Source organism: Hymenobacter qilianensis (genome assembly GCF_014489555.1).
Lineage (GTDB): Bacteria > Bacteroidota > Bacteroidia > Cytophagales > Hymenobacteraceae > Hymenobacter > Hymenobacter qilianensis.
Map to the genome: position 1 here is coordinate 986,497 of NZ_CP060784.1, position 23,785 is coordinate 1,010,281.

21 protein-coding genes and 3 pseudogenes are annotated in these 23,785 nt (G+C 55.9%); 11 read left to right on the plus strand and 13 right to left on the minus strand.

Annotation, left to right across the window (positions count from 1 at the left end; all coding sequences use genetic code 11):
* Nucleotides 1–2 precede the first annotated feature (2 nt).
* From H9L05_RS04575 to H9L05_RS04590, 4 genes are read right to left on the minus strand one after another with little or no spacing between them, the layout of a single operon-like run.
* Nucleotides 3–2,063, minus strand: coding sequence for a SusC/RagA family TonB-linked outer membrane protein (locus H9L05_RS04575; protein WP_187734182.1), 2,061 nt, complete (start codon nt 2,061–2,063; stop codon nt 3–5).
* Complete coding sequence (locus H9L05_RS04580) at nt 2,015–2,398, minus strand: hypothetical protein (RefSeq protein WP_187733207.1); 384 nt, start codon at nt 2,396–2,398, stop codon at nt 2,015–2,017. The genes H9L05_RS04575 and H9L05_RS04580 overlap by 49 nt, the downstream gene beginning before the upstream one ends.
* Nucleotides 2,392–2,931 carry a TonB-dependent receptor plug domain-containing protein gene (locus H9L05_RS04585; protein ID WP_187733208.1) on the minus strand — a complete coding sequence of 180 codons (540 nt, stop codon included), beginning with the start codon at nt 2,929–2,931 and terminating at the stop codon, nt 2,392–2,394. Before H9L05_RS04585 ends, H9L05_RS04580 begins: the two co-directional genes overlap by 7 nt.
* Nucleotides 2,928–3,125, minus strand: a complete 198-nt coding sequence (locus H9L05_RS04590) for a hypothetical protein (RefSeq protein WP_187733209.1) — start codon at nt 3,123–3,125, stop codon at nt 2,928–2,930. The genes H9L05_RS04585 and H9L05_RS04590 overlap by 4 nt, the downstream gene beginning before the upstream one ends.
* A 745-nt stretch (nt 3,126–3,870) precedes the next feature.
* On the opposite strand from H9L05_RS04590, the gene galK reads away from it, so the two are divergent.
* The 3 genes and pseudogenes from galK (at nt 3,871) to H9L05_RS04600 (ending at nt 6,150) form a co-directional block, all read left to right on the plus strand.
* On the plus strand, nt 3,871–4,797 hold the full coding sequence (gene galK, locus H9L05_RS04595; protein WP_317175105.1) for a galactokinase: 927 nt from the start codon (nt 3,871–3,873) through the stop codon (nt 4,795–4,797).
* A complete protein-coding gene (locus H9L05_RS25815; RefSeq protein ID WP_317175106.1) occupies nt 4,755–5,042 on the plus strand; it encodes a hypothetical protein in 288 nt (95 codons plus the stop codon). Before galK ends, H9L05_RS25815 begins: the two co-directional genes overlap by 43 nt.
* Before the next feature lie 41 nt (nt 5,043–5,083).
* A pseudogene (locus H9L05_RS04600) lies at nt 5,084–6,150 on the plus strand (UDP-glucose--hexose-1-phosphate uridylyltransferase).
* A gap of 82 nt (nt 6,151–6,232) precedes the next feature.
* Here the strand turns inward: H9L05_RS04600 and H9L05_RS04605 are convergent.
* From H9L05_RS04605 to H9L05_RS04615, 3 genes and pseudogenes are all read right to left on the minus strand, one after another.
* Nucleotides 6,233–7,375, minus strand: a complete 1,143-nt coding sequence (locus H9L05_RS04605) for a cellulase family glycosylhydrolase (protein ID WP_187733210.1) — start codon at nt 7,373–7,375, stop codon at nt 6,233–6,235.
* Between the two features lie 134 nt (nt 7,376–7,509).
* Nucleotides 7,510–8,807: pseudogene (locus tag H9L05_RS26725) on the minus strand (glycoside hydrolase family 43 protein).
* Nucleotides 8,734–9,759, minus strand: a complete 1,026-nt coding sequence (locus tag H9L05_RS04615) for a glycoside hydrolase family 43 protein (protein ID WP_187733211.1) — start codon at nt 9,757–9,759, stop codon at nt 8,734–8,736. The pseudogene H9L05_RS26725 and the gene H9L05_RS04615 overlap by 74 nt, the downstream one beginning before the upstream one ends.
* 372 nt (nt 9,760–10,131) lie before the next feature.
* Here H9L05_RS04615 and H9L05_RS04620 point away from each other — a divergent pair, with 372 nt between their 5' ends.
* The 5 genes from H9L05_RS04620 (at nt 10,132) to H9L05_RS04640 (ending at nt 15,767) form a co-directional block, all read left to right on the plus strand.
* Nucleotides 10,132–11,277 carry a glycoside hydrolase family 172 protein gene (locus H9L05_RS04620; protein WP_187733212.1) on the plus strand — a complete coding sequence of 382 codons (1,146 nt, stop codon included), beginning with the start codon at nt 10,132–10,134 and terminating at the stop codon, nt 11,275–11,277.
* Nucleotides 11,278–11,342: 65 nt separating this feature from the next.
* Nucleotides 11,343–12,461, plus strand: coding sequence for a glycoside hydrolase family 43 protein (locus tag H9L05_RS04625; RefSeq protein ID WP_187733213.1), 1,119 nt, complete (start codon nt 11,343–11,345; stop codon nt 12,459–12,461).
* Between the two features lie 191 nt (nt 12,462–12,652).
* Nucleotides 12,653–13,957: a hypothetical protein gene (locus H9L05_RS04630; protein ID WP_187733214.1), complete on the plus strand. Its 1,305-nt coding sequence runs from the start codon at nt 12,653–12,655 to the stop codon at nt 13,955–13,957.
* Nucleotides 13,939–14,640, plus strand: a complete 702-nt coding sequence (locus tag H9L05_RS04635) for a sialate O-acetylesterase (RefSeq protein WP_187733215.1) — start codon at nt 13,939–13,941, stop codon at nt 14,638–14,640. Before H9L05_RS04630 ends, H9L05_RS04635 begins: the two co-directional genes overlap by 19 nt.
* A 92-nt stretch (nt 14,641–14,732) precedes the next feature.
* Nucleotides 14,733–15,767, plus strand: coding sequence for a LacI family DNA-binding transcriptional regulator (locus H9L05_RS04640; protein ID WP_187733216.1), 1,035 nt, complete (start codon nt 14,733–14,735; stop codon nt 15,765–15,767).
* 90 nt (nt 15,768–15,857) lie between these two features.
* Here the strand turns inward: H9L05_RS04640 and prmA are convergent, their stop codons facing one another.
* From prmA to H9L05_RS04670, 6 genes are all read right to left on the minus strand, one after another.
* Nucleotides 15,858–16,673: a 50S ribosomal protein L11 methyltransferase gene (prmA, locus tag H9L05_RS04645; RefSeq protein ID WP_223284731.1), complete on the minus strand. Its 816-nt coding sequence runs from the start codon at nt 16,671–16,673 to the stop codon at nt 15,858–15,860.
* A gap of 246 nt (nt 16,674–16,919) precedes the next feature.
* A complete protein-coding gene (locus tag H9L05_RS23115) occupies nt 16,920–17,129 on the minus strand; it encodes a DUF6150 family protein (protein WP_223284732.1) in 210 nt (69 codons plus the stop codon).
* 260 nt (nt 17,130–17,389) lie between these two features.
* On the minus strand, nt 17,390–18,154 hold the full coding sequence (tpiA, locus tag H9L05_RS04655; protein ID WP_187733217.1) for a triose-phosphate isomerase: 765 nt from the start codon (nt 18,152–18,154) through the stop codon (nt 17,390–17,392).
* Between the two features lie 79 nt (nt 18,155–18,233).
* Complete coding sequence (locus H9L05_RS04660; protein ID WP_187733218.1) at nt 18,234–18,779, minus strand: hypothetical protein; 546 nt, start codon at nt 18,777–18,779, stop codon at nt 18,234–18,236.
* Between the two features lie 11 nt (nt 18,780–18,790).
* Nucleotides 18,791–18,985 carry a hypothetical protein gene (locus H9L05_RS04665; protein WP_187733219.1) on the minus strand — a complete coding sequence of 65 codons (195 nt, stop codon included), beginning with the start codon at nt 18,983–18,985 and terminating at the stop codon, nt 18,791–18,793.
* A 142-nt stretch (nt 18,986–19,127) separates the two neighbouring features.
* The gene (locus H9L05_RS04670; protein ID WP_187734369.1) at nt 19,128–19,430 is read right to left on the minus strand and encodes a hypothetical protein; all 303 of its coding nucleotides are present in this window, start codon (nt 19,428–19,430) and stop codon (nt 19,128–19,130) included.
* Here H9L05_RS04670 and H9L05_RS04675 point away from each other — a divergent pair.
* The 3 genes and pseudogenes from H9L05_RS04675 (at nt 19,410) to uxuA (ending at nt 23,737) form a co-directional block, all read left to right on the plus strand.
* Nucleotides 19,410–20,862: pseudogene (locus H9L05_RS04675) on the plus strand (3-keto-disaccharide hydrolase). The gene H9L05_RS04670 and the pseudogene H9L05_RS04675 overlap by 21 nt on opposite strands.
* A 287-nt stretch (nt 20,863–21,149) precedes the next feature.
* On the plus strand, nt 21,150–22,505 hold the full coding sequence (locus H9L05_RS04680; RefSeq protein WP_187733220.1) for a Gfo/Idh/MocA family protein: 1,356 nt from the start codon (nt 21,150–21,152) through the stop codon (nt 22,503–22,505).
* A gap of 59 nt (nt 22,506–22,564) precedes the next feature.
* Nucleotides 22,565–23,737: a mannonate dehydratase gene (uxuA, locus tag H9L05_RS04685; RefSeq protein WP_187733221.1), complete on the plus strand. Its 1,173-nt coding sequence runs from the start codon at nt 22,565–22,567 to the stop codon at nt 23,735–23,737.
* Nucleotides 23,738–23,785 lie beyond the last annotated feature (48 nt).

Sequence of the window (23,785 nt, forward strand, 5' to 3'; positions counted from 1 at the left end):
GTTTAGAAACCAAGCTGAATTCCGCCCGTGAAGGTGCGTAGGTTGGGGAAAGAGCTAAAGTCTACACCCCGCTCGAAGAAGTTGCCATTCACAATCTCTGGGTCTGGACCACTGTAATCCGTGAATGTCAGCACGTTTTGGCCCGTCACGTAGATGCGCACATTGCTGACTCCCTTCACCTTACCCGTCAGTGACTCAGGAATAGTGTAGCCGATAGAGATGTTTTTCAGGCGCAGGTAAGAGCCATCTTCCAAGAAGCGTGAGCTGCCCCGGGCATTGGAAGCAGCAGCTTCGCGCAGGTTGGCCGTAGTGCCACCACCCTGCAAGGCACGAGGCGTCGTGCTGGACGGAGCATCTGGACGCCAGGGCGTGAAGTCGGCGCGGAAGTTGGCAGGATCGTCGGTGCGGTCCATGGTAGCGCGGGCTACGTTAAACAATTCGTTGCCGCCAGAGCCCTGAAACAGTAGGGAAAAGTCAATTCCTTTAAAGCCAGCGTTAGCACCTAAGCCGTACTGTATTTTCGGGATAGAGGTATCGTAGAAAATACGGTCTGAGTCGTTGATTTGGCCGTCACCGTTCGTATCGCGGTAGCGTGCGTCGCCAGGAGCAGCATAAGGCTGAATAACACGGCCATCAGCATTTACGTGTCTGGTTACTTCCTCCTGCGTCTGGAATACGCCATCAAAGGGAATCAGGAAGAAAGCACCTACCGGATGACCAACTTCTGTCCGAGTTACGCCGCTAGGAATGCTCTGTCCTTCCTGAGAAAGACGCAACACTTCATTTTTAACAGTAGTCAGGTTGCCCGTAACACCATACGTGAAGGCGCTGCGATTGTCCTGATAACCGAGTTGTAGCTCAAAGCCTTTATTCTCGATATCACCAATGTTCACAAAAGGACGCGTACCGGCATTACCCAAATAAATGGGAAGAAGCGGGTTTACAAGCGCGTCCTCCGTGCGGGAAGTGTAGTAGTCAGCCGACATAGTGAGGCGATCTTCGAAAAGCCCCAGGTCTATGCCGTAGTTGGTAGTAAAGCGCGATTCCCACTTGATGCCTTGGCTGGGAATGGTCGTCTGGATGGAGCCAACGGTTATGACGTTACCATTGAATACATAGTTAGCATTCTGATTAATAACGCCTTGGTAGCGGTATTCACCAATGGCATCATTACCGTTCACGCCATAGCTGACACGGGCTTTCAGGTTGCTGATGTAAGGGGCCGATTCCTTCAGGAAATCTTCCTCGCTGATGCGCCAGCCCAGGGAAGCAGCACCAAAGTTACCATAGCGGTTGTCGGGGTCGAAGCGGGAGGAGCCGTCGCGACGGAAGCTACCCGTAACCAAGTAGCGGTTCTTATAATCGTAAACGGCCTGCGTGAAATAGGAACGCTTGGAGTACTCAGAATCTGTTCCGGTAACCTCTGGGCTGGTAGTACCCGCACTGAGCACAAAGTTGTAGCTCGGGCCCGTACCGTATCCGCGGTTTAAGCCCCGCGAGAAGGTGTTTTTGCCTCTTTGCTCCGAGTAGCCCAGAATTACATTGATGCCATGATCTCCGAACTGCTTGTTGAAATCCAGAATGTTTTCCACAATCAGAAAGGAGTTATCCCCGCGCTGCTCCTGATACGTGGACTGGTACTCATTCTGGGGCTGGTTCTGGGTGATGCGGCCGTATTTGCGAGAGTTGCGGTCAACGTAGTCCAGCGTTTCTACCCCCAGATTCAACTTATAAGACAGAAAGTCGAAGAAGGCGTACTCGGCATTGACGCTGCCTTGCAAACGGTTGTTGTACTGCGACTCATCGCGGATGAGCTGAGAAGCAACGGGGTTTGTACCGAAGGTATTTGCCGCTGGGCTGCCATAACCAAAGCCGCTACCAGTGCTCTCCGTAGGATCATACACCGGAATGGTAGGCAGCAGACGGATAGCATCCTGGAAGGGAGCCCCACTTGGCAAGTCGGTGAGGGCGTGGGCAAGTTGCAAGGATTCGCTCAGCTTGAAGCGCCCGGCAGTCAGGCCTGAGTTAAGGCGGAGCGTGTAGCGCTCAAAGTCGGTTCCGATAAGGGCGCCTTTCTGCTTAAAATAGCCCCCGAGATCAGGAAGTTGGTGCTAAAGTTCTCACCCGTAGAGCCGCCCGAGAAGTTGAGGTTATAGTCTTGTACGGTGCCGGTGCGCAGAATTTCATCCTGCCAGTCAGTGTCGGCAAAATTCTCTGGATTTTGGGCGGAAGCAAGCGGCGTCAGGCCGGCGTTTTGGTAGGCTTCACGGCTGAGAGCTGCCCACTCACTGGCATTTGTCAAATCCCAGCGGTCTACTGCATTCTGTACGCCAGCGTAGGCATTGAAGCCAATGGTTGGCTTACCCGCTTTACCCTTCTTGGTGGTAATAATTACCACGCCATTTGCCCCTGAGAGCCATAAATGGATGTTGAGGACGCATCCTTCAGTACCGTCAACGATTCAATATCCGATGGATTTAAATCACGGATGTTGTTCGTCCACAGGCCATCTACTACAAACAGTGGAGCACTACCGCCATTCAGGGTGCCAATACCCCGGATATTAAAGATAGGAGCTTGGCCTGGGGTACCACTATTCGAAATCTGAACGCCGGTGGTGCGGCCCTGAATCGCTTCCGTAATAGTGGCTACTGGCGCGCGCTTAGCTGCGGCCACATCCACAGGACTAACGGCGCTGGTCAGGTTCTGGCGGTTTTGGGTCGTGTAGCCCAGCACAACCACTTCCGATAGGGCTTGAGCATCAGGGGCCAGCGGCACATCGATAGTAGTACGGCCACCTACGGCAATTTCCCGGGGCGTGTAGCCCACGTAGGAAACTACTAATGTGGCATTGTCCGGCACGGTGATGCTGTAACGTCCGTCAACATCAGTGCTGGTGCCGTTGGAAGTGCCTTTTACTACTACGTTCACACCGGGCAGGCCCTCCCTTTTTCATCCGTTACACGACCAATTACAGTTACGTCAGGGGCTTGTATTACCACAGCTAAAGGCAGTGCCGCGCGCACGCCAGCAGCTGCGCTAGCCTCAGCAGCTACGGTAAGCGGCAGGTAGCAGATAAGCGCTGGAACAGCTAGCCAACGCAGCTTGGGTACAGTCTTTTTCATAGGGAAAGGATAGGATGGGAAAGGTGTTAGTTCAAGAAAGAAGAATGAAAGCACATATGCATGGAGAGCAAATCTTAGGTAATGGCGCAAACGTTTGCGGACTCATTGCTAAAAAAATCAGCTAACCAGGAAGCATTGATCTTCGGGGTAAACTGAAACGGTGGTGGTACTAGTCAGAAAAATTTCAGCAAGAATGCGCTCAAGCGGGCATTATGACTCTTAATTTACTGATTAGGTGGTGTAAGGATAACAGGAAATTCAACTAATGTCAAGACATGCCATGCAAATTATCTTGGCTGAACAATTCATACATAAAACAATCGTCAGGAAATCCTGCATTATATCAAGTCGCATCCAGTGTATTTTAGTGGGCGGATTGATGTATAAGTTTAGAAGGAATTTTATGTAGTAAAGCCCATAACTCAGCAGCTCAAACACTTAATTCAATAGCAGCTGTAATTACGATTTTGACCATGATCATTTTATTTAATAACTTCATTTTCAACTCATTACATCAGCTTTAGATCGTTGTCAAACTGAGTCAATTACTTGAATTACAGGCTAGCCTATCACTTACCCGCGAGTATTCATTCGTATCAATTTTCTTACTCCAAGCCAATAGTAATGATCTACACCTATTAGTGACTAATAGGCGCAATCGTTTGCGTTTTACAACCGGGTTTCTCACCTTTAGCCTTACTGTTGCCCCGCTCCTGTTTTTGTTTCATTTTAGCTGTATGCCTTTATGTCGTCTCAATCTATAACTACTGCCTTCCAAAACCACTTCGGGTATGCCCCGCTTTTGGTGCGAGCTCCAGGTCGGGTAAATCTGATTGGTGAGCACACTGATTATAATGGTGGCTTTGTACTGCCCGCCGCAGTAGATAAAGAGATTCACTTTGCGGTGGGACTAAACGGTAGTGATACGGCCCGCCTAGTGGCACAAGACCTGAATGAGACCCACGATTTTTCTTTGACCGAAGAGGTAAAGCCTGGCAAAACGCAGTGGGCAAATTACCTGAAAGGCGTGGTGGCGCAGATGCAAAGGAAAGGCCTCGCCGTGCCGGGCTTCGACTGCGTGTTTGGGGGCAATATTCCGCTGGGGGCAGGCATGTCGTCGTCGGCAGCGATAGAGTGCGGGCTGGCGTTTGCGTTGAACAAGCTGCTGGGGGGCAAATTTGATCGTCTGGAGCTGGCCCACATGGGGCAGGCAGCCGAGCACGAGTTTGCTGGGGTAAAGAGCGGCCTGATGGATCAGTTTGCCAGTCTGTTTGGGCGCGCCGGTCACGTAGTACGCCTCGATTGCCGCTCACTCGACTACGAATACTTCCCCTTCGATACCACCACGTATCGTCTGATTCTGTGCAACTCGGGCGTAAAGCACGCCCTAGCTAGCTCCGAGTATAATACCCGTCGGCAGGAATGCGAGCAGGGCGTGGCGTTGATCAAGCAATACTACCCTACGGTGCACAGTCTGCGCGATATTACGCTCACCCAACTTAAAGAGCATCAGACCGAACTAGGCGATGTGCTGTATCGTCGCTGCTCCTACGTGGTAGAGGAAAACCTACGGGTAGAGGCAGCCTGTCTGCACCTTCTGGGGGCAATTTTCAGGCCTTCGGGCAGGAAATGTATGGTTCCCACGCCGGACTGCGCGATAAGTACGAGGTGAGCTGCCGGGAGCTGGATGTACTAGTGGAGCTTGCCCGGCCGCTTCCGGGCGTATTGGGTGCCCGGATGATGGGCGGCGGCTTTGGTGGCTGCACCATTAACCTAGTGGAAACCGACAAAGTAGATGCCTTTGTAGAAAGCATGACAGCCGGCTACCAGCGGGAGCTGAATCTGACGCTTGAAACCTATCGGGCTACTATCGTGAGCGGCGTGGAGGTGGTGGAAAGCGTAGAAGCAGGCAGGTAGAACTGTTCTGCTCATTTATTAACAATCAACCGCTACTTGCCATGACATTTGATACCGCCGAACATTCCCACCGCCGCTACAATCCGCTCACGGGTGAGTGGATACTGGTGTCGCCCCACCGCTCGAAGCGGCCGTGGCAGGGACAGCAGGAAGAAACCCCGGCCGATGTGCGGCTTACCTACGACCCGACTTGTTACTTATGCCCTGGCAACACGCGCGTGGGGGCATTGTGAACCCGCCTTATGATAGCACGTTCGTATTTGCCAATGACTTTGCCGCTCTGCAAGCCGATGCGCCCGTGGGAGAGATAACCTTAGGCGGGCTGCTACGCGCCGAATCCGAATCGGGCGTGGCGCGCGTTATCTGCTTTTCGCCCCGCCACGATCTGACTTTGCCCGAGATGGACGAACCAGCTATTCGGCGCGTGGTGGACCTGTGGGTAGAGCAGTATCTGGAGTTGGGCGCGATGCCGGATATCAACTACGTGCAGATATTTGAAAACAAAGGAGCCATGATGGGTGCCAGCAATCCGCACCCGCACGGCCAAATCTGGGCGCAGCGGACGGTGCCATCTGACCCGGCGAAAGAAACCGTTCAGCAGGCCGCCTACTTTGCCGAGCATGGCCGCAGCTTGCTCAGTGCTTATCTGGAAGTTGAGCTACAGGAGAAAACCCGAGTGGTAGTCGAAAACGAGCATTTTGTGGCGCTAGTGCCCTTCTGGGCTGTGTGGCCCTACGAGACGCTGATCGTTTCGCGCCGCCACGTAAGCAGCATTGAGCAGCTGACCAGCGATGAGAAAGACGCGTTTGCTGTCATCCTGCGCCAGCTCACGATTCGCTACGACAACCTGTTTCAGATTTCCTTCCCCTACTCTGCCGGCCTGCACCAGCGCCCCACCGACGGGCAAGCGCATGAAAGCTGGCATCTGCACATGCATTTCTATCCGCCGCTGCTGCGCTCCGCTACAGTGCGTAAGTTTATGGTAGGCTACGAACTGCTGGCCAATCCCCAGCGCGACGTAACCGCAGAGTTTGCGGCCGAACGCCTGCGCAGTTTGCCTGCCGTGCATTATAAGCAGACCGCGCCTTCAGAAACGGAGGCAAAGTAACTTCAGCTCTAAGAGCGGAGAAGGTTAGCCCATAAAAAAGCCCCCAGAACAGTTCTAGGGGCTTTTTTTGTTAAGTAAAGAACTACTTAACCTTCAGTGCCGCTTCGATGGCTGCGTCCGCCTTTTCTGCGTTTAGTCGTTTGATCACGCTCGCTTCGTCCTGGCGATAGGGAGTGCCATCGGGGTGAAACACTTCGTGAAACCACTCAATGGGCTCGCTACCGTCGGCTAAGGGCGTATCCCACTGGTACTTCGTGTTCGTTTTGCCCGCAACCAGGCCCCAGTTGATAGCTCCCACGTTCTGCTTTTTCAGCAAAGGCATAATGTTGGCAAACCGACTGCCACGAATACGGGCCATATACTCGGTGCAGATAAGCGGCCGGCCGTGGGTTTCCAGTATCTCGATGATGCGCTGGTGAGCGGGCGTGTCGTCGTAGCAATGGTAGGTGATAACATCGGAGTTGAGCGCCTGTAAGGTGTTTAGCTTCTCGAAATCCCAGGCCCACAGGCCCACGCTCAGCGGCTGATCGGGATTGACGGCGCGGGCCCAGCGGAATACGTTGCGCACCAGCGGCAATGAGTTTTCCTTGTGGTTGCTGTTGCCCGGCTCGTTGTATAAGTCCCAGAGCAGAATGCGCTTGTCATTTTTGAACTGTGTCATAACGTCGGTGACGTACTTCTGCAACACCGGAAACATGGTCGAATCCTGGGAAGTCGGCTCGCCGCCGGGGTCCTGCACCCAGCCGGAGTTGTGAATGCCGGGCTTGGGTGCGGGTTGCGGACCGGCTTTATAGTCCTTGTTCCAGCAGTCGTCGAAGAACACGAACATGGTCTTGATCTTATGCTTATCGGCGATGTCCAGATATTGATTCATGCGTTTTTTAAACCCTTCGGGGTCCTGCTCCCAGGCCAGATGATGCAAAAACACGCGCATGGTATTGAAGCCAATGCCTTCGGCGTAGCCCAGCTCCTTATCAATGGTAGCAGGATCGAAGGTGGCAGCCTGCCACATTTCGAGCTGGTTGATGGCCGTGCTGGGCGTAAAATTGGCCCCCGACATCCAGTCTTGGGCTTTGTACCAGGCGTTGGCCTTTTCCGGCGTCCAGCGCGTTCCAGCTGCGGCTTTGGACGTTTTGGCGGCTTTGGTTTTTCGATTTTGGGCTTGTAGCTGAACGTCGGGCGTGGCCACTAGCAACAGCAGAATAAATAGCAGAGCTTTCTTCATGCGCTTAAAAGTTGGGGAGAGTGTGGATATGTAAGGTTGTTTTCAACGGTTCCGGGCTACTTGCTGGCCTTAGCGGGCGGCAACGGTATATGTACAGTTGCTTTCGTGCTGCTTAGTGGCTTCGTTAGCAGCGCTTACTTTTCGCCGGAGGGCCTTGGCAATGGTATTCCAGTCGAAATGGGCTGCCCAAAGTTGGGCGTATCATCGGCGTTCCAGGTGAACTTCTGGGCGCGGGGCGTACGAAACCGGCCGCAGCCCTGGCCTGCCTCGTCGTTGGCGTGGTAGAGGATCCAGTCTTCGGTGCCGTCCGGCGATTTGAAGAAGGAGTTATGGCCGGGAGCATATACTTTGAGAGCGGGGGCCTGCTGAAAAACCGGCGTTATGGTTTTGGTCCAGGAGCCGGGCTTGAGCAGGTCGCTGGTAGCCGGGGCGGAGAGCATACCCAGCGCGTACGTATCGGTCCAGCAGCCACTGGCCGAATAAATCAGGTGAATTTTATTGCCGTGGCGCAGCAGCTGCGGGCCTTCGTTCACATCCACGTGAGGCGGATCATTTGGGTTATTTAAGTCGCCGTTACGCTCCCAATGAAAAACGGGCGTAGACAGCTTGTGCCGCGCCCCATCAATGGTCCAGGGGTTCTTCATCTTGGCGATGTAGATTTCCTGCCGACCATTTACGTCGCCCGACCAGCCCGACCACACGAAATACAGCTGCCTGTTGTGGTCGTACACCGAGCCATCGATGGCCCATTTATCGGTGGGGTCCGTGATTTTGCCTTTATCAACCCACGTTCCCTGTAGCGGGTCGGGCGAGGAGTTTTCGAGCACCCACAGCCGATGCGTTTGGTTGGTGCCCGCGTCGGCGGCGTAATACAGGTACCATTTGCCCCCAGAAAGTGTAGCTCCGGCGCCCAGATGTCTTTGGAGTTGGGCCCGGTGGCGGGCGGCGTCCACACCACCTTTTTCTCCGCGTTTTTCAGCTGACTCAACGACTTGGTTTTCCAGAGCGTGATGTTGCGGCCGGTGGTGTTGGTATAATAGTAATAGCCGTCTTTGTAAATGCTCCACGGATCGGCGCCGGCGGGCAAGAGCGGATTGGTAAACGTATTGTCGTCGGATGCAGCGGGCGTTTGGGCCCAGGCGGCGGGCCCCACGCTACAGCCGAGCAGAAGCAAAAGCAGCAGTTTTTTCATAAAGTGATTTGCAGCGGCGCTACTATTCCAGGCGGTCATGCAGAGCAACGCGAAGCATCTCGCGTGCTGACGTTGTGATACTATTCTCGCTAAACACGCGAGATGCTTCGCGTTGCTCTGCATGACCGCCCCTGGTGAATGAGTCAATTGAAAAAAGCCCCCAGCCTTATCTGGGGGTGCCGCTGGGGCGGGGCAGCGGCTTTTTAATGGAGATGGGCTCTCCAAAGTTGGGCGTACCATCGGTATTCCAGGTGAAGGGCTGCATGCGCGAGCTGCGCTGCTCGCATTTGCCGGTGGCCGCGTCTTTGGCGTGATACACTATCCAGTCCTGCTTGCCGTCGGGCGACTTAGTGAAGCTGTTGTGGCCGGGGCCATACACGCTATTCGCTTCCGACTTCTTGAACACCGGCTGGGGGGCTTTTTTCCAGGAGCTGGCTTGCAGCAGGTCCGCATTCTGATCGGCTGTGAGCATGCCGAGCGAGTAGTTGTCGTCCCAGCAGGCGCTGGCTGAGTACACCAGAAATAGCTGGCCTTTTTTGCCGGGCAAAAACTCCGGTCCTTCCAGAATCTGGCGTCCACCGCCTTTTTCCCACTCGAAGGTGGGCGTGGCAATGGTAACCTCCTTGTCCGCTTGCAGGGTCCAAGGGTTCTGCATGGGCGCAATAGCCAGCACGCTCTGCGGCCCCACGTAGGCCGAATACACAAAATAGCGCTTGCCCTTATGCTCAAATACGCTGCCGTCGAGGCCGGAGTACTTGGTGTTTACCTTGCCCCGATCGGTCCAGGTGCCCGTAGTGGGGTCGGCGCTGGCGTTTTCCAACACGAATACATAGCGTGTCTTGTCACCAAAGTTAGCCTTGTCGGTGGCCGTGTAGTAGAGGTACCACTTGCCATCCAGAAAGTGTAGTTCGGGCGCCCATATCTCATAGGAGTTTGGCCCCGTGGCGGGGGGCGTCCACACCGTTACGGGCTTGGCCTCACGCACTTGGCTCAGGTCTTTGGTTTTCCAGAGCACCAGGCGGTTGCCCATGGTATTCGTGTAATAATACGTGTCGCCTCGCCGGATTACCCACGGATCGGGGCCATTGGCGAGCAAGGGATTGGTGAAAGTAGCCGCCGTTTGGGCCCCACTAACAAAGGGCAAGCTGATAAGCAGAGCTACAATGAAGAGAAAGCGTTGTCTGATGTTCATAGCAAACAGGAGATAGAGCAGTACACGCAAACGTTTGTTTTACTCGCCGGAACAGACATCATGTCAAGTTGGAGCAACCAGTAGCCGGAGCTGCGTCCGCCGCAGGAAGCGAGAATTAACCCATTTGAAGGCAAGGCTCTTGCTCATAGCTTGCTAGTGAAGAGAAGAAAGCTAGTGGATTTTAATCTGCTGAGAAACGGCTATTGCCAAGGCCGATTTTGCGTACCCAGTAGGAAGTTGCCCAGATAAGTTTGGACGGGCTATGTGGGCAATCTAAGACAGATTATTATATTGTGCAAACGATTGCGCATACTTGCATTGCTGCTAACCCGCCATATTGTTCCGCTCAGCCATCCTGTTTAACTCCTGCTTATGCTACGAAACACGCTACTCTTTTTCCTGCTTTTTGGTAGTTTCTGGCCCGCATTGGCCCAAAAAGCCACCTTCAATGGGCTGGGCTCAGAGCTGGGAAACCTCTACCGGCTCTCCGACGCTCAGACCCGCTCCATCAGCCCCGAAAACTTTACCGGCGCCAAGGGCAAAGGCGGCATGGCAACGGAAGGCACCGGCAAAAATGCCTCCCGCGACTTAGGCCAGGGCTGGAAAGTGAGCCCTAGCGTAATCATCAAGGCCGGGCAGTCCATTACGGTGGCCGAAATAACCGGCTCGGGGGCCATTCAGCACATCTGGATGACGCCTACCGGGCTGTGGCGGTTTGCTATTCTGCGCATGTATTGGGATGATGAGAAAGAGCCCTCGGTAGAAGTGCCAGTGGGCGATTTTTTTGGGCAGGGCTGGGGACAAGTAGCTATGCTCAACTCCATTCCGGTGGTGGTAAATCCTGGCAGCTCATTCAACTCCTACTGGCTGATGCCCTTTCGCAAAAAGTGCCGCATCACGATGGAGAATATCGATGAGAAGGATATGGTGCTGTACTACCAGATCGACTACACGCTCACCGATGTGCCCAATGATGCAGCCTATTTTCACGCCCAGTTCCGGCGTCAGAACCCGACCCAGTACAAGGTTCCCTACACCATTCTGGATGGCGTAAAAGGCCGCGGACACTATGTAGGTACTTATATGGCCTGGGGCGTGAACAGCAACGACTGGTGGGGCGAGGGCGAAATCAAGTTTTATATGGATGGCGACAAGCAGTGGCCTACTATCAACGGCACGGGCACCGAAGACTACTTTTTGGGCTCCTACAACTTCGAAAACAAGAAAACCAAGCAGTACCAGGAGTACACCACGCCCTACGTGGGCTTGCACCAGGTAATCAGGCCCGACGGGCTGTATCAGGCCAATACGCGGTTTGGAATGTACCGCTGGCATATCCCGGATCCGGTTCGCTTTCAGCAGGATCTGCGCATCACTATTCAGGCCTTGGGCTGGCGCTACAACGGGCGTTACCTGCCCTTGCAGGATGATGTAGCTTCTACCGCTTTCTGGTACCAGATGGAGCCGCACGCGCCCTTTCCGAAGCTGCCCAGCAAGGATGATTTAGAAACCAAGTAAGGCTTAGCCTGTCCTCTGGCTCACTTCAATATCAACCCGTTCATCTGTCAATTTTGCCCCCCAATATGTCTGTTCACTCTTCTCGTCGCGAATTTCTTCAGCTTAGCACGCTCGGTCTGGGCGCGTTGGCCTTTTTGCCTTACTGTACCTCCCGCACCAGCCCCGACGCAGAAAAGGCTGTCGGGGGCGGCAAAGCCGGCGCTACCTATACCAACCCCGTGTACGCCGGGCAGTTTCCCGATCCGTTTGTGCTGCGGCACGAGGGCACATATTACGCCTTTGCCACCACCGGCCAAAGCCAGAAAAAGGATGGCCGTATCTTCTCCATTCTGACTTCCAAAAACCTCTATGACTGGGAAGAAGTAGGCGGCGCGCTCACCCCGCCAGCCGGCTCGGAAGGGGCCGATTTTTGGGCCCCGGAAGTCGTATTTGTCAATGGCAAGTTTTACATGTACTACTCCCGAGGGGGCGGGGCCATCAATGCTAATGTGGGCCACCGCCTGCACGTGGCTACCAGCGATAAGCCAGCCGGGCCCTATCAGGAAGTGGCGCTGATGGATGTGCCGGAAAGCAAGTTTACCATTGATGCACACCCTTTTCAGGACACCGATGGCAGCTGGTACCTCTTCTACGCCCGCGACTTCACCGAATCCAACGACGGCTATTATCCGGGCACCGGCCTTGTGGTAGATCGGCTTATCGACATGACCAAGCTGGCCAATGAAAGCCGCACGGTGATGCGGGCCCGCCACCCCTGGACGCTGTTCGAGGCCAACCGCCGCATGCCCATTTACGACAACCGCGTATTTGCGCAGTGGCACACGCTGGAAGGCCCATTTATGCGCAAGCACGAGGGCAAATACTATTGCTTTTACAGCGGCGCCAACTTCCTCACCGACCGCTACGGCGTCGATTTTGTGGTGGCCGACTCTATCCTTGGCCCTTACTCCGATGCAGGCGCCGAGAAAGGTGCCCGCGTGCTGCACTCAGTACCGGGCAAGGTGCGCGGCCCCGGCCACCACTCCCACGCCATGAGCCCCGATGGCAAAACCGAAGTGCTCGTGTATCATGCCTGGGACGAGGCGATGAAAGAGCGGCAATTATGCATCGACCCGCTCCTCTGGACGCCTGAGGGCCCGCGTTGCCAAGGCCCCACCTACACGCCCCAGCCCCGCCTGACGTAGAAAGCTTCACAAAAATGCCCCCAGAACGTCATGCAGAGCGGAGCGAAGCATCTCGCTCGCGGTAGTGAGGTTAGTACTCCTGCATCAGCACGCGAGATGCTTCGCTCCGCTCTGTATGACCGCCTTATTGAGGCACCACTAAGGCGTTATTTGACATTCAGCAAGTTGTTATCCTCTCAATACCTCTATTTATGAAGCTTATCAAATACTCGCCTCTCCTATTGGCTTTGCTTACCCAGCTTCCGGTGCACGCTACCGTGCGGGTGCCCAAGCTGGTAGGCGACCATATGGTGCTCCAGCGAGACAAACCCCTGCAACTCTGGGGGTGGGCCGATGCGGGCGAAGCGGTGACGGTTTCGTTTCGGGGGAAAAGCTACCCAGCCAAAACGGGCGGAGCGGGGGGCAAATGGACGGTGACGCTGCCAGCTCAGCCAGCCGGCGGGCCTTATGAAATGACAATCAAGGGCAAAAATACGCTCCAAATTCGCGACATCTTATTGGGTGACGTGTGGCTGGCTTCCGGGCAGTCGAATATGGAGTGGCCGCTGCAGCAGAATGTAGTCAACTTCAAGGAGGAAATAGCGCAGGCAAACTTTCCGCGTATTCGGTTGCTGAATGTGCAGGATGCCACGGCCCCGGTTCCGCAGGCGGAGTTTAAGAGCGAAGGCTGGCAAGTGTGCAGCCCGCAGACGGTGGGGGGCTTTTCGGCGGTGGCGTACTTTTTCGGGCGCGACCTGCACCAACAATACAAAGTGCCCATCGGCCTGATTTCGAGCGAATGGGGCGGTACGCTCGCCGAAGCCTGGACCAGCGGGGTAGCCCTGCGCAAATTCCCGGAATTTGCCCCCCAGGTGGCCGCGCTGGAGTCTGGTACGGGTCCGGCGCGCCAGCAGGCCGACTATCAGGCCGCGCTGGCCGCGTGGAAGAAAAGCCCCGCCAGTCAGGATCGGGGCCTTGTGCCGGGGCAGGCTTCCTGGGCCGACCCGGCTTACACACCTGGCAGCTGGCCCACAATGCAGTTGCCGGGCCTGTGGGAAGATCAAACCGACCATCCGGACCTCAGCCGCTTCGATGGCATTATCTGGCTGCGCAAAGAAGTAACGCTACCGGCTGCCGCTGCTGGTCAGCCGCTTACCCTTTCGCTGGCCCAGATCGATGACCGCGACTCTACCTGGTTCAATGGGGTATTGGTGGGCACCACCAACGGCTACACCCTGCCTAGGCGCTACACGGTGCCGGCCACGGCCGTGCGCGCCGGCCGCAACGTCATTGCGGTGCGGGTAGTGGACTCGGGCGGTGGTGGGGGCATCTGGGGCAAGCCCGAAGAGCTATCTCTCCAAACGGCCACTCAAACCATGCCGCTAACGGGCCCGTGGCAATACCAGCCGGCCTACGACCCGGCTAGCGTTCCTAAAAACCCTTTCCCTGGCGGCACCCAAAATCAGCCTACGATGCTTTATAACGCCATGATTGCCCCTTGGTCCCGTATGCGCTGAAGGGTGTAATCTGGTATCAGGGCGAGAGCAACGCCGAGCGGGCGCATCAGTATCGCACGCTCTTTCCAGCTCTTATTCAGGATTGGCGTACGCAGTTCGGGCAGCCGGATTTGCCATTCCTGTTTGTGCAGCTCGCCAGCTTTGGCCCCCAGCAAGACCAACCCGCCGACTACGCCTGGGCTGAGCTGCGGGAAGCCCAGATGATGACGCTCGCGCAGCCGCGCACCGGCATGGCCGTGGCCCTGGACCTAGGCAACCCCAACGATATTCACCCCCTTAACAAGCAGGACGTAGGGCACCGCCTGGCCCTGGAGGCTCGGCGCGTGGCTTACCGTGATAAATCGGTCGTGTCTTCCGGCCCGACTTATAAGTCGATGACGGTGGAGGGCAGCCGCATTCGGCTGCAATTTGAGAAGGTGGGCAGTGGCCTTGTGCTAAAAGACAGCAGCGGGCCGTACCTGAAAGGTTTTGCCATTGCGGGCGCCGACCGCAAGTTTGTGTGGGCGCAGGGCAAGCTGGAGGGCAATACGCTTGTGCTCTACAGCGATCAGGTACCCAAGCCGGTAGCCGTGCGCTATGCCTGGGGAAACAGTCCGTTTGTCAATCTTTATAACAAAGAAAACCTGCCCGCTTCTTCCTTTCGCACGGATAGCTGGCCGGGTATCACAGAAGGTAAAAAGTAAAATAACTTTTGCGTAAATTACCCAACGTTTTGCGCAGATTTTTGCACAGAGTGTTGCGCAATCATCTACTTATTCCTTAAAAATCTACTTCTGTGGCCAGCAAGCGAGCGTCCATTTCGGATATGGCGAAAGAGCTGAATGTATCCGTTTCAACCATTTCGCGGGCACTCAGCAACCATTCTAGCATCAGCGAGACCACCAAAAAGAAGGTCTGGAAGCTGGCGCAGGATCTTAATTATCAGCCCAACCATCTGGCGGCGGCGTTGCGCAAGGGCAAAAGCAATCTGCTGGGCGTGATAGTGCCCCACATCGACGGTCACTTTTTCTCCTCCGTGATGCACGGCATCGAGACGGTGGCCAGCAAAGCGGGCTTCAATGTGTTGATCTGCCAGTCGAACGAAGACGTTGCGCACGAACGCAAAAACATTGAAACGCTCATCAATGCGCAGGTAGAAGGCATTCTGGTGTCGCTGGCCCGCACCACCCGTGACTTCAAGCACTTCGAGAAGGTTCGGAAGCGGGAGATTCCGCTCGTGTTTTTCGACCGGGTATTGGAAGGCCAGGACGTGAATGCGGTGGTAATTGACGACCGCGAAGGCGGCTATCTGACTACCAAACACCTTATTGCGCAAGGCTGCCGGCGCATTGCGCATTTTGGGGGCCCGCAGCACCTGAATATTTACAAAAACCGCCGCCAGGGCTACGTCGATGCGCTTCGGGAGCACGATCTGCCCATCAACGAGGATTTGATATTTTACTGCGACATGACCTTGGAAGACGGCATTGTCGGCATGAAGCACCTGCTTCAGCTGCCAGAGGTGCCGGATGCGGTGTTTTCGGCCAGCGACTTCTCTATTGTAGGGGCGATGCAGGTGCTGAAAGCCCAACACCTACGAGTGCCGGAAGATATGGCGCTGGTCGGCTTCAGCAACGAGTCATTTACGTCGCTCACGGAGCCCATGCTCACTTCCGTCGATCAACGCTGCGAGCAGATGGGCCAGTCGGCGGTGCGCTTGTTTCTGGAGCTGGTAGAGGAGAAAAGCGCCAAATTCTCGCCCCGCCGCATCGTGCTCCAGCCTGACCTGATTATTCGGGATTCTTCTATTCGGGAGAAAGTCGGCGTGTAGCAATGCCTTAGCTTTCCATACTCAAAAAAGCCTCCCAGCTATCAAAATATCATGGCTGGGGGCTTTTTTATACTCTAACGCACATGGGCGCTACGCTACTTTCGTAAACACGGCGGAAACCCAGTTATTCTTGGTGAGGTGAGACTGAAAAACCAGTTGATGCTTTTTGGCTTCTTCCTCAATCAAAGCTAGATCTTCCTGGTAAAAACCGCTGAACAGAATTGGGCAGCCAGTGGGCAGCAGGGCTGCGTAGGCGTACATATCTTCCAGCAGCACGTTGCGGTTGATGTTGGCCAGAATCAGGTCGAAGGGCGCTTCGCCTTCCAGCACTTCCACCCCACCAAGGCGGCATTCGATGTTGGTGCAGTGATTTTCAGCGGCATTGTCGGCGGCGTTTTCCACGGTCCAGGGCTCCACATCCACGGCCAGCACTTCGCGGGCTCCGAGCTGGGCGGCCATGATGGCCAGAATGCCGGTGCCGCAGCCCATGTCCAGCACGCGCTTGCCGGCGTGGTCAACGCCAAGCTGGTTTTCAATCATCAGGGCCGTGGTTTCGTGGTGGCCGGTGCCAAACGACATGCGCGGCATAATCACGATGTCGTACTCAATGGGCTCGGGTTTGGGATGAAACGGCGCCCGCACCGATACTTTATCAGCAATAACCAGCGGCTGAAAGTTCTTTTCCCACTCGGCATTCCAGTTTTGGCGGGTGATGATACGGTGGCTGTAGTCGAGCGTACCGATGCCGGAATAGCGGGCCATTACCTCGGCCACGGCATCGGGGTTGAAATCGCCCTCCCCGATGTAGGCACAAAAACCCTCGTCGTTGTCCTCAAAGGTGTCGTAGCCAACCTCAGCCAACTCGGCTACCAGAATATCGGCCAACTCGCGCGGGCCAGTACGCACACTTCCACAAAATCCATAAGGGTCAAAAAGAAAAGTCAGAAACGAAAATGCCGCCCGAAGATGGGGCGGCAAAGTTCGCAGGAAAAACTCATCTATAATACGGTTGCTATAAAGCGGTTGTTGCTCGGTGGGCTAAGCCCCCATACTACTTCACAGCCGGCGCCGCTTACCATAATGCGCAAAAAGACAACGCCCACCCAAAATGCATTGGGTGGGCGCTGTCTTTTTGCGTGGCTGGGGGGCTATTTACTGCTTACGGCAGCCGGCGTACGAGCGCACATCGGTGTAGTAAATGCTGAAGTCGGCCAGGTTGCGGTTGTCGGTTACGAACAGGGCGTAATCGGCGAAGTCGCGGGCCATGGTGAAGTACCAGAAGCCGGCTTTATCGGCAAATAGCTTGTTGGACTCCTTGAATATCAGCACATCGGCGAAGGCTTGGTCGGGCTCCAGATACACCGTGGCGAAGCAGTAGCTGCGGCGGCGCGGGTCGGTCTCGAGGTAGATGCTGCCGTAAATGCGGCACGGCTCAATGGATTGGGCCGAGCTGGGGGCAAAATTGGCGAAGAAGCCGGCTGGGGGGCAAAATTCATTCCCCAGCCCAGGGTTAGCCAGCTCACGAGCAGCAGAGTAAACGTCATGATTTCTTAGTAAGAATACACCTGCTTGCCAGACAAACTTGTCGCCAAGTTTGGTTCGCTCAACTCAGCGGTTAGCACTTAGAAGGACTTGATAATCTCGGTGAAGTCGCGCGACTTGAGCGAGGCGCCGCCGATGAGGCCGCCGTCGACGTCAGGCTGGGAGAACAGCTCGCGGGCGTTCTGGGCATTGGCCGAGCCGCCGTAGAGAATGGTGGTATCGAGGGCGGCTTTAGCGTCGTAGGCGCGGGCAATCTGTTCACGGATAAAGGCGTGTACTTCCTGCGCCTGCTGGCTGGTGGCGGTTTTGCCCGTTCCGATGGCCCAGATTGGCTCGTAGGCAATAACTACCTGCTCAAACTCTTCATTCGACAGATGAAACAAGCCGTTCTGAAGCTGCTTACCGATATAGTCATTAGTTTCGTTCATCTCCCGCGTATCCAGGCTTTCGCCCACGCAGAAAATGGGCTTCAGACCAGCGGCCAGCGCGGCTTTCAGCTTCTGGCTCAGCAGCTCATCGTCTTCGCGGAAGTACTGGCGCCGCTCCGAGTGGCCCAAAATCACATATTCGCAGCCCACGGAAGCCAGCATTTTGGCCGAAACTTCGCCGGTATAAGCGCCGCTTTCCTTTTGGTGGCAATTTTGGGCACCGAGGTGGAAATTGCTGCCTTGCGGCAATTGCCGACCTATAGCCGACAGAAAAGGGGCTGGGGGGCAAATCACGATCTGGACGTCCGAGTTGGTCACCTCGTCGGCTACCATGTTTGTAATTTCAGATACCAGGGCCAGACCGTCCTGGTAAGTCATGTTCATTTTCCAGTTGCCGGCAACGAGGTTTTGGCGCATAAGCGAAAGCGAAGTAAGTGGGAGAATAGATGGAGCCGCAAGTTAGGCGAGTATCGTCAATGGCCGTTGGTGGTGGCGGCTACGTGCGGCTTCGAGACAGAAAAACGCCCACCAAGCCAACCAGCGCCGCCCCAATAAGCGCAGCCCAGCCCAGCTCGGGGTAGGCAGCGCGCTGCGCCACCCAGATGGCCACCAGCGCCCAGGCAAGCACTAGCGGATACACGCTTTCCCGAAAAGCCCAGCTTATGATAAGTCCTAGCGCCACAACCACCGCCAGCAGCCCAAACGCGAGCAGCACAGCCACATTCAGGGGCGTTTGCCAGCCCATGTCGCGCAAGCCGAGCGTGATATTTATCACCGAAGCCACCGAAATCCAGCCCAGATACAAGGCAAACGGCACGCTCGCCCACCCCGTAGCCTCACCGGCCAGCACTTGCCGCCGCGCCCGGCCATACACGATAATGAGCGCCCCCAGAATAATCAGCATGGTGAGGACACTGAGCGCAATCAGCTCGTAGGCAAACAGCACTACCCAAGCGGCCGTGGCCAGACTAGCTACAGTGAGCGGCACGGCTATGGTATCGGGCAGAGGGTTGTGGCGCTGCGCGGGCAATAGCTGCCACACCGCATAGATGGTCAGCGCCAGAAAAATTGCCCCCAGATGCTGAAGGCATAGCCTGCGGGCGTGATAAGCGTCGGATACTGGGCCGACACCGCGCCCATGGTTTGCCCATTAAAGGGATAAGCCTGACTGTAGTAGTTCAGGCCAATGTTACCCAGAATACTCAGAGCTGCGAGCCAGCGCCAAACGCGTGCAGCCGTTACGGGCACCCCGAATCGAAAGAAGCAGTAGTTGTCATGAATAGCAGGTGAATTAGGTGGTTGTGTAGTCCTACGGAAGCACTACCGTAGGTGTTGGGTACGCAGGTTATTGGCAATGTGCTAATTACAAAAATCCCTTGGGCTTTGTGCGTCAGAAATGGCTTGGGGCAACTGGTCTATAACAGGAAGTGACGTTGGTTGGCTGAGGCTTATCAGTCGGGGTGTACACCTGCCGCCTAATCAGCACCTTGCCGTTGCTGACGCGGCCCGTGGTAGTCGTCAAACAGGTCATCAAAAGCTCCTTATCGTAAGAGTATTGGTTCAAAATTCCCTCAAAGATGGTCTGGGGGGCTTTTATTACCGATTGAGCACAACAGCAGTCGCGGCGGCGGCTGACTTGAGTAAGCTTCCGGAAAGCAGACTCAACCCCAGAATGCTGCAAGCGAATAGCCAAAACTTTAGTAGCTTGACTCGACCTGATTACAAACCTCATCCAATCCGCCCCTTGAAAACAAACCGATCTTTACTTGCGGGCCTGGCCCTGGCCCTCCTGGCTTTCGCCCAGCCCCACCAAGCGGCGGCTACTACCGCCGACGAGTGGCAGAACCTGTTCGACGGCAAGACCCTGAAGGGCTGGAAGCGTTTGGCGGGCACGGCCGATTACAAAGTGGAAAACGGCGCCATCGTCGGGACGACCGTCATGAATTCGGGCAACACGTTTCTGGTCACGGAGAAAGAGTACGGCGACTTTCAGCTGGAGCTCGACATCATGATTGAAAGCGCGGTGAGCAACTCGGGCGTGCAGACGCGCAGCCACTTCAACACGCCGGGCTTCGAGAATAAGGTGTATGGCCGGCAGGTGGAGGTCGATCCGTCGGAGCGGAGCTGGTCGGGGGCATTTATGATGAGGCGCGCCGGCAGTGGCTCTACCCGCTCGATCTGCACCCCCAGGCCAAGCCGCTTTTCAAGGTGGGCCAGTACAACCACATCAAAGTGGAGTGCATCGGCCAGGAGATGAAAACCTGGATCAATGACAAGCCCGTGGCTTACGTGGTAGATCCCGTTGATCCGCGGGGATTCATTGGTCTGCAGGTGCATGGCATCACCACCAAAGAGCAGGAGGGCAAAAAAGTCTACTTCAAAAACATCAAAATCAAGACGACGAACCTGAAGCCCAGCGCTTTCCCCGCCGATATCTACGTGGTCAACTTTGTGCCTAACTACCTGACGGAGTACGAAAAACAACATGGCTGGAAGCTGCTTTTCGACGGCAAAACGCCAACCAGTTGGCGCAGCGCCAAGGCCGCGACGTTTCCGGCTCAGGGCTGGCAAACCAAAGACGGCGCGCTAACCGTGCTGTCGTCGGAGGGCAAAGAGGCGGCCAACGGCGGCGACATCGTTACCAAAGATCAGTACAAAGCCTTCGATTTGTCTTTTGAATTCAAGCTCTCGCCGGGGCCAATAGCGGCGTGAAATACTTCGTGACCCTGGACGAAAAGACCCAAGGCTCGGCCATTGGCTTGGAATACCAGATTCTCGACGACGAGCTGCACCCCGACGCCAAGCTCGGCCGCGACGGCAACCGCACCCTGGCCTCGCTTTATGATTTGCAGAAAGCTGACAAGAACCCGCGCTTTCTTCACCCCATCGGGGAGTGGAATGTGGGCCGCGTAGTCGTGTACCCCGACAACCGGGTAGAGCACTACCTGAACGGGGCGAAAGTGCTCGAATACGTGCGTGGCTCACAGGAATTCCGGGACTTAGTGGCCCAGAGCAAGTATAAGATCTGGCCGAATTTCGGCGAGGCGGCAGCGGGCCACATCCTCTTGCAGGACCACGGCAACCTGGTTTCTTTCCGCAGCATCAAAATAAAAGAGCTGAAGTAGCAATAGCTTTAATTAGCTCTTTTCCAGCTATTAAGGCCGTCAGGCAGAGCGGTAGCGAAGCATCTTGCGTGCTGATGTTGCCAAGCTAACTGTCATGCTGAGCTTGTCGAAGCATCTCTACTGGTTACTAATCTCAATCGGTGCACAGCGAAGCGGTAGAGATGCTTCGACTCCGCTCAGCATGACGTTCTTTTTATGATGAATTACTACTTCTGCATCAGCACGCGAGATGCTTCGCGTTGCTCTGCATGACCGCCTGGTTTTCTACGTCCATATACCCAAATCCTATGTCTACCGAACGTCGTCAATTTATTAAGCAAACGGCCTTAGCCAGCGCTGGGGTGCTTTTTTCGCAGGTCAGCTGGTCGGCCAGCAGCTACAAGCGGATACTTGGCTCCAATGACAGGGTGCGCGTCGGCGTAGTTGGCTTCTCGGACCGGCATCGTGACTCGCACATGCCTTGCTTCATGAATCACTACAAGGAGCTGAACTTCGACGTGGTGGCCGTGTCGGACATCTGGAAGCAGCGGCGGGAAGAAGGCGCGGCCGCCTGGAAAGCCAAGCTGGGCTACGACGTGGCGGCTTACCGCAACAACGAAGAGATGTATGCTAAGAAGGCCGTAGACGCCGTATTTATCGGCACCGCCGATTTTCAGCACGCCCTGCACGCCATTGAAGCCGTAAAAGCCGGCTGCGATGCTTACGTGGAAAAGCCCTTTGCCGAAACCATGGCTGATAATCGGGCCGCCCTGAAAGCCATCAAAGCCTCCGACCGTATTATCCAGATTGGTTCCCAACGCCGCAGCGGCACCAATTATCACGCGGCCGAGGCCTTTATCAAGTCGGGCAAGTTTGGGCCTATCACGATGGTGGAGCTTACCTGGAACGTGAACCAGCCCGGCCGCTGGCGCCGGCCAGCGTTGGTAGCCCAGCTCAAAGAATCGGACGTTGATTGGAAGCGGTTTCTGATGAACCGGCCCGCCGAAGCCTTCGACCCGCGCAAATACCTGGAATACCGGCTTTTCTGGCCTTACTCTTCGGGCTTACCTGGCCAGTGGATGAGCCACCAGATCGACACTGTGCATTGGTTTACGGGTCTGCCGCATCCGCGCAGCGTGGTGGCCAATGGCGGCATTTATATGTGGAAAGACGGCCGCCGCAACTGGGACACGATGACCGCCGTGTTCGACTATGGGCCTTTGAATGACCCAGCCACCGGCTTCCAGGTAACATTTGGCGCCCGCATGCACAACGGCGATGAGCGCCCAGCCGAGATTTATTACTCCAATGGCGGCGAGCTCAACCTGATTACCAATCAAGTCTCGCCCCGCGGCGGCCTCACCAAGAAATTCGCCGAGGCCATGCAGCTACAAGCCAATCTGCTGCCGGAAATGAGCTTGTCCAATGCCGAAGCGGTAGTAGCATCGGCCAATACCGGGGGCGATACGCTGACCTCGAACCACGTGCGCAACTGGATGGAGTGCGTGCGCAGCCGCAAAGCCCCGCACGCGCCGGTTGAGGCCGGCTACAGCCATTCTATTGCCAACATCATGACCACGGCCGCCGCGCGCACCGGCATGAAGGCTACATTTGATGAGAAAACCCAGGAAGTGATGGTGGGGGGCAAAGTGTTTACGCTCTAACCGGGCGAGAGCAAGAATGCCCCGCTCCGCACAAAGTTCAAATAGCAGCTACTTTTTATATGCCCATTATTCAAAGTTGGCGCTGGTACGGCCCCAACGACCCGGTCAGCCTTTCCGATATCCGACAGGCGGGCGCTACTGATGTGGTGTCGGCCCTACATTATATTCCCAATGGCGAGGTGTGGCCGGTGGCTGACATCAAGCAGCGGCAGGCTGAAGTAGCCGCAGCCGGCTTGGTATGGAGCGTGGTAGAAAGTGTGCCCGTGCACGAGCAGATCAAAACCCGTACGGGTAATTTCGAGCACTACATTGCCAATTACCAGCAGAGCCTGCGCAACTTGGCGGCCTGCGGCATCCGCACCGTTACGTACAACTTCATGCCCGTGCTCGACTGGACGCGCACGGATCTGGCCTACGAAGTAGAAGATGGCTCCAAGGCTCTGCGCTTCGAAAAAGATGCGTTTGTATCCTTTGACGCGCTGCTACTGAAGCGGCACGGCGCCGCGCAGGAGTACACGGCGGAAGAGTTGGCCAGAGCCGAAGCACGCCTCGCGGCTATGAGCGAGGCGGAGCGGCATCAGCTAGAACGCAACATTATTGCCGGTTTACCGGGCAGCGAAGAAAGCTTTACGCTCACGCAGTTTCAGCAGGCGCTGGATGTTTATGATGGCATCGACGCGGCGCGGCTGCGGCAGCACCTGATTCTGTTTTTGCAAGCTATAGTGCCCGTGGCCGAAGAAGTTGGCGTAAACCTGGCCATTCACCCCGACGACCCGCCCTACCCTATTCTGGGGTTGCCGCGTGTGGTAAGCACCGCCGCCGACGTGGAGGCTCTAGCCGCCGCCGTGCCTTCTCTGCACAACGGCCTGTGTTTCTGCACCGGCTCCTTCGGCGTGCGCCCCGATAACGACCTGCCCCAGATGGTGCGCCAGTTCGCCGACCGGATTCATTTCATCCACCTGCGCAGCACTCAGCGCGATGTGGGGGGCAATTTTTACGAAGCCAACCACCTGGAAGGCGACGTAGATATGTACGCCGTGATGCGCGAGCTGATTGCCGTCATGCGCCAGCGGCAGGTAAGCCTGCCCATGCGCCCCGACCACGGCCACCAGATGCTCGACGACCTGCACAAAAAAACCAACCCCGGCTACTCTGCCATCGGCCGCCTGCGCGGCCTAGCCGAATTGCGCGGCCTGGAAATGGGCATTTCACGCAGCGGGGTAGCTGTTTAGCAAAGGATGTAGAGACGCACCATTTTGCGTCTCCTTGTTGAACGACTT

Coding starts and splice junctions, on each gene's coding strand:
- H9L05_RS04590 (WP_187733209.1), bottom strand. CDS start 3,125: ATGAAAAAGACTGTACCCAAGCTGCGTTGGCTAGCTGTTCCAGCGCTT.
- galK (WP_317175105.1), top strand. CDS start 3,871: ATGTCGTCTCAATCTATAACTACTGCCTTCCAAAACCACTTCGGGTAT.
- H9L05_RS25815 (WP_317175106.1), top strand. CDS start 4,755: ATGTATGGTTCCCACGCCGGACTGCGCGATAAGTACGAGGTGAGCTGC.
- H9L05_RS04605 (WP_187733210.1), bottom strand. CDS start 7,375: ATGAAGAAAGCTCTGCTATTTATTCTGCTGTTGCTAGTGGCCACGCCC.
- H9L05_RS04615 (WP_187733211.1), bottom strand. CDS start 9,759: ATGAACATCAGACAACGCTTTCTCTTCATTGTAGCTCTGCTTATCAGC.
- H9L05_RS04620 (WP_187733212.1), top strand. CDS start 10,132: ATGCTACGAAACACGCTACTCTTTTTCCTGCTTTTTGGTAGTTTCTGG.
- H9L05_RS04625 (WP_187733213.1), top strand. CDS start 11,343: ATGTCTGTTCACTCTTCTCGTCGCGAATTTCTTCAGCTTAGCACGCTC.
- H9L05_RS04630 (WP_187733214.1), top strand. CDS start 12,653: ATGAAGCTTATCAAATACTCGCCTCTCCTATTGGCTTTGCTTACCCAG.
- tpiA (WP_187733217.1), bottom strand. CDS start 18,154: ATGCGCCAAAACCTCGTTGCCGGCAACTGGAAAATGAACATGACTTAC.
- H9L05_RS04680 (WP_187733220.1), top strand. CDS start 21,150: ATGTCTACCGAACGTCGTCAATTTATTAAGCAAACGGCCTTAGCCAGC.
- uxuA (WP_187733221.1), top strand. CDS start 22,565: ATGCCCATTATTCAAAGTTGGCGCTGGTACGGCCCCAACGACCCGGTC.